We start from the raw sequence: 4,153 nt of genomic DNA on the forward strand, positions 1-4,153 counted from the left end.
CAGACACACGAAGAGCAGCAGGCCGCTCACGCGATGCAGGATGGAGACCTTCCCCGCCAGCGGCAAGCGATACTTCGCGAGTTGGCCGATCCCGATGTTCCGGTACTCGGGCCTTGGTTTTTTTACGGCTTCAGCCATGCTAGACCCCAACTTGTTAACACACTAATCCGCAATTTTAGCGCCTTTTTATTTCGCGCTGCAGCGCGAAACCGTCCAATAGACTGTTGCTCCGCGCGTGAAGAAAGCGCCTGGCGCGGCCATTCGGCGCGTACCCACGACCCCGCTTCCGATCGATCAACTCAAGATCAACTCAGGTCGTTCTGATAGTAATAGCCGGTCGTGACATACCAACCACGCCGCACTTCGACGGGGCGATCGCCATAGGTATAGGACACGCGTTCCACCGACAGTAACGGAAAACCCTGCGCGACCTGGAGATGCTGCGCAACGGCTTCATCGGCGGGAACGGCGCGGATTTTCTCCGACGCACGAATCATGCGCGTGCCGAACTCCGTTTCGAACATCGCGTAGAGCGGGCCCTTGTACTCGGACAGCCGTTCCGCCGTCAGTCCGCGAAACACCACGCCCGGCAACCAGATTTCATCGAAGACGGTGGTCACGCCATCAAACTGCAACAGGCGCCTGATAAGAACGACGGGGTCGGCCGGCTTCAGGTCGAGCTGGCGGGCAATCTCCGCCGGCGCGCGCAGGCGCTTGCACTCGAGCAGGCGGCTTACGTGGGGATGGGCGTCGCCGTCATCGGGCAACAGGCGCAGGAAGCGAAACTGCACGCGGTCTTCGCTGTGAGTCGCAACGAACGTGCCTTTGCCCTGACGGCGTACCAGCAAGTTGTCGGCAGCGAGTTCGTCGATGGCCTTGCGAACGGTGCCCTGGCTCACCTTGTAGCGCGCAGCGAGTTCGACCTCGCTCGGGATAATTTCACCAGGCTTCCATTCGCCGGATTCGAGGCCCTGCGTAATGAGCGCCTTGATCTGCTGATACAGCGGGCTGAACGTCGGCGACGGCACACCGGCGGCCTCAGCCGCAGGCGCGGTGCCGTTGGGGGTCGTCGAGCTCGCCGGGTTGGAATTCATGCCGCGCATTTCAACACAAAGGCCCGCCGTGCGTCCAGACCTTTCCCATAGAATCCTATGTCTTATATAAGACATAAGATAGTGTTGACTTTACTATGGCACGCTCCTACACTCCTTGACGAGCAAGGGTTTGCGGGTTGTCGCCTGTGCGCACGAAACGCCGGTTTCCGGTCTCACTGCACGCGACACACCGCCAGGCACGCCCCTTTCGCTTTCGCCTCACGCCGACCGCCCCACTCGTTCGCGCACCGCTGCCTGCCCACCGTCTCGCAACGTCAAGCGCCGTCTCGAATGGGCGCCTTGCCGTCAGACCCAAGCGAATTCCTCGCGTCCTCGCAGAACATCCCGCCGGCCTCGCGCTCGAAGAGAAAGATTCATCGGCATGACAGTCACGCCGCTCACGCATTCATGCGGCGCGAAACCAGACGCAAACGTGCGCAACGCCTGCTGCGCCGGTGCTTTTCGGGGGTCGCGCGGGGCCAGGGCCGCATGTCTTCATCAACGCTTGGCGTATCGCGCATAAAATGGCGCTTTTCCCTTGCGTTCCACGCACCGTCCAGGAGAGTTATCAATGGCTAAGTCCGCAAAGCGCGTTGCCGTCACCGGCGCCGCAGGTCAAATCGGCTACTCGCTGCTGTTCCGCATCGCCAACGGCGATCTGCTCGGCAAAGACCAGCCCGTGATTCTTCAGTTGCTCGATCTGCCGCAAGCGCAAGCCGCCGTGAAGGGCGTCGTGATGGAACTGGAAGACTGCGCGTTCCCGCTGCTCGCGGGCGTCGTCGTCACGGACGATCCCAAGGTTGCCTTCAAGGATGCCGACGTCGCGCTGCTCGTGGGCGCCCGCCCGCGTTCGAAGGGCATGGAGCGCAAGGACCTGCTGTCGGCGAACGCCGAGATTTTCACGGTTCAGGGCAAGGCGTTGAACGACGTCGCCAGCCGCGACGTGAAGGTGCTGGTCGTCGGCAACCCGGCGAATACGAACGCGTACATCGCGATGAAGTCGGCGCCCGATCTGCCGAAGAAGAACTTCACCGCCATGCTGCGCCTCGACCACAACCGCGCGCTGTCGCAACTGGCCGCCAAGTCGGGCAAGCCGGTCGCGTCCATCGAAAAGCTCGCCGTCTGGGGCAATCACTCGCCGACCATGTACCCGGACTTCCGCTTCGCAAGCGCCGAAGGCCAGGACCTGACCAAGCTGATCAACGACGACGAATGGAACCGCAACACGTTCATCCCGACCGTCGGCAAGCGCGGCGCGGCGATCATCGAAGCGCGCGGCCTGTCGTCGGCGGCGTCGGCAGCCAATGCGGCGATCGACCACGTGCGTGACTGGGTGCTCGGCACGAACGGCAAGTGGGTCACGATGGGCATTCCGTCGGACGGCTCGTACGGCATCCCGGAAGACATCATCTACGGCGTTCCGGTCACGTGCGAAAACGGCGAGTACAAGCGTGTCGAAGGCCTGGAAATCGACGCGTTCTCGCGCGAAAAGATGGACGGCACGCTGAACGAGCTGCTCGAAGAGCGTGACGGCGTCGCGCATCTGCTGGGCAAGTAAGCACACGTCGTCGGTCGGAAGCCCTCGGGAAGCTCCGGGGGCCTGTCTTCACGTCCGTCACGTCAGCGCAAGCGCCTGTGCGTCTCGCGCCTGATCCGCCCGCGCTTGAGCAAGCAGAACCCCATTCGAGCGCGGCCGAATCGGAATCAGAGCACCTGAGCAAGCCGGACTTCACTCCCCACATCGGACCCCACGCCGAGTATGCGCGCCCTCACTCCCGCCGAAGTGCTGTTTGACGGCGAACCGCAGCCCGCGGTTCTTCCTCCTTGCGATCACTACGCCGGCAGCGAAAAGCTGATTCGCAAATCGCTGGCCTTGCAGGCGCAACTGGGACCCGTGTTCGACATCACGCTCGATTGCGAAGACGGCGCCCAGGTCGGCCACGAGGCGGAACACGCGGAGATGGTCGCGTCGTTCGTGGGCGGCGAGGATGACCGCTTCGGCCGCGTCGGCGTGCGCATCCACGACTTCAATCACCGCGCGTGGCGCGACGACGTGCGCATCATCCTGCGCAACGCCCGCAAGGCGCCCGCCTTCGTCATGCTGCCGAAGATCCGCAGCGTCTTCGACGCCGCCGAGATGGTGGCCTTCATCGAGGCCTCGCGCTGCGAGTTCGGCATTCCAGAGCCGGTTCCCTGTCATCTGCTGATCGAAACCCACGGCGCGCTCGCCGAAGCTTTTGAACTGGCGGCGCTGCCGGGCGTCGAATCGCTGAGCTTCGGCCTGATGGACTTCGTATCCGCGCACAATGGCGCGATTCCCGACACCGCGATGCGCTCGCCCGGCCAGTTCGATCACCCGCTGGTGCGGCGCGCGAAGCTCGAAATCGCTGCGGCGTGTCACGCGCATGGCAAGGTGCCGTCGCACAATGTGTCGACGGAAGTGCGCGACATGAGCGTCGTCGCGAACGATGCCGCGCGCGCCCGCAACGAGTTCGGCTACACGCGCATGTGGAGCATTCATCCGGACCAGATCCGGCCGATCGTCGAGGCCTTCTCGCCGCGCGCGGACGAGATCACGCTGGCCGCGGAGATTCTGCTGGCCGCGCAGCATGCGCAGTGGGGCCCGACGCGCCATGGCGACACGCTGCATGATCGCGCGAGCTATCGCTATTACTGGTCGGTGCTGCGGCGCGCGCATGCCACCGGACAAAGCGTGCCCGAGGCCAGCGCGCCGCTGTTTGCAGCAACCTGAATCATCGATTAGCAGTTCAGCACCACGCCGGGACCGGGTCCGGGCGCATTCTTCAAGCACAACGAGTCACGCCGCATCGCGGGCGTGCGAAAGGAGACTGGAGAGCATGACTGACACCGCATCGACCGAAGCACCCGCAACCTCCACCGCAGGCGGTTTCAAGCCGAAGAAGTCCGTTGCGCTGTCCGGCGTGACGGCGGGCAATACCGCGTTGTGCACGGTCGGCCGCACCGGCAACGATCTGCACTATCGCGGCTACGACATTCTCGATCTCGCCAACACGTCCGAGTTCGAAGAGATCGCCTAT

The 4,153-nt window shown here is 63.6% G+C and carries 4 protein-coding genes and 1 pseudogene; 3 read left to right on the plus strand and 2 right to left on the minus strand.

What is annotated here, in order from left to right; all coding sequences use genetic code 11:
* Together QCE64_RS33895 and QCE64_RS33900 are read right to left on the minus strand one after the other, a co-directional pair.
* Window positions 1-138 (minus strand): annotated as a pseudogene (locus tag QCE64_RS33895) (succinate dehydrogenase, cytochrome b556 subunit); the annotation flags it as partial.
* A 167-nt stretch (window positions 139-305) separates the two neighbouring features.
* On the minus strand, window positions 306-1,094 hold the full coding sequence (locus QCE64_RS33900) for a GntR family transcriptional regulator (RefSeq protein ID WP_309927276.1): 789 nt from the start codon (window positions 1,092-1,094) through the stop codon (window positions 306-308).
* 571 nt (window positions 1,095-1,665) lie between these two features.
* On the opposite strand from QCE64_RS33900, the gene QCE64_RS33905 reads away from it, so the two are divergent.
* The 3 genes from QCE64_RS33905 to QCE64_RS33915 all read left to right on the plus strand — a co-directional run.
* The gene (locus QCE64_RS33905) at window positions 1,666-2,652 is read left to right on the plus strand and encodes a malate dehydrogenase (protein WP_309818783.1); all 987 of its coding nucleotides are present in this window, start codon (window positions 1,666-1,668) and stop codon (window positions 2,650-2,652) included.
* A 201-nt stretch (window positions 2,653-2,853) separates the two neighbouring features.
* Entirely contained in the window at window positions 2,854-3,846 is a 993-nt protein-coding gene (locus QCE64_RS33910) for an aldolase/citrate lyase family protein (protein WP_310008491.1), read from the plus strand.
* Between the two features lie 106 nt (window positions 3,847-3,952).
* On the plus strand, window positions 3,953-4,153 hold a 201-nt coding region (locus tag QCE64_RS33915), incomplete at its 3' end, for a citrate/2-methylcitrate synthase (protein WP_310008492.1).

The sequence above is a fragment of the Caballeronia sp. LZ043 genome, from assembly GCF_031451075.1.
Taxonomy (GTDB): domain Bacteria; phylum Pseudomonadota; class Gammaproteobacteria; order Burkholderiales; family Burkholderiaceae; genus Caballeronia.

Excerpts from the sequence above, each read along its gene's own strand:
- QCE64_RS33900 (WP_309927276.1), bottom strand. The coding sequence starts at position 1,094 with ATGAATTCCAACCCGGCGAGCTCGACGACCCCCAACGGCACCGCGCCT.
- QCE64_RS33905 (WP_309818783.1), top strand. The coding sequence starts at position 1,666 with ATGGCTAAGTCCGCAAAGCGCGTTGCCGTCACCGGCGCCGCAGGTCAA.
- QCE64_RS33910 (WP_310008491.1), top strand. The coding sequence starts at position 2,854 with ATGCGCGCCCTCACTCCCGCCGAAGTGCTGTTTGACGGCGAACCGCAG.